The organism is Psychrobacter sp. AOP5-GZ1-6 (genome assembly GCF_052376345.1).
Classification (GTDB): Bacteria; Pseudomonadota; Gammaproteobacteria; order Pseudomonadales; family Moraxellaceae; genus Psychrobacter.
In genome coordinates, this window is record NZ_JBQSVP010000340.1 from 1 (window position 1) to 515 (window position 515).

Consider the following 515-nt stretch of genomic DNA (forward strand, 5'->3'; position numbering starts at 1 on the left):
TAAATAAAAAGGCCATGATAGCGATATCATGGCCTTTTTATTTTTTCTACCTTCTTATGGATTACAGCTTATTATTTATCCGTTGTAACATATCTTCAAATACCTCACAGCATCAACGCTCTTTTGCTTGTATAACTCATCAAAGCAGAATTATCTTCTGCTTCTTTTAATATCGATACTATTTGGGTCTCAGTTATTCGTTTGCTCATATCAAAACTCCTTATGGGTACTCTATAAGAAATTCTACATTTGAGCTGTGTTAGTTTAGGGGATAGTTGCAACTGGTTCCAAAAGTTTGGGGTGCCATTGATATGATTGTTTTTACCGCAAGTGAACTCTTTAGAGTGATTGACTCTGAAATGTTTCAATTCGCTCACATCTAATGTATTGTAACTTCGATAGCTATCCGTATAAACAAAGCTGTCAGGCTTTATCTTACGCTTAATAACAGGCGTTAGGGTAGTCTGTTTGATGTCTGCTACGACAATGGTATAAACCCTTACCGTTTCGTTTTA

1 pseudogene is annotated in these 515 nt (G+C 35.5%); it reads right to left on the reverse strand.

Annotated features, from left to right (window positions below):
- Window positions 1-281: 281 nt before the first annotated feature.
- Window positions 282-515 (reverse strand): annotated as a pseudogene (locus tag ACT3RN_RS16105) (transposase); the annotation flags it as partial.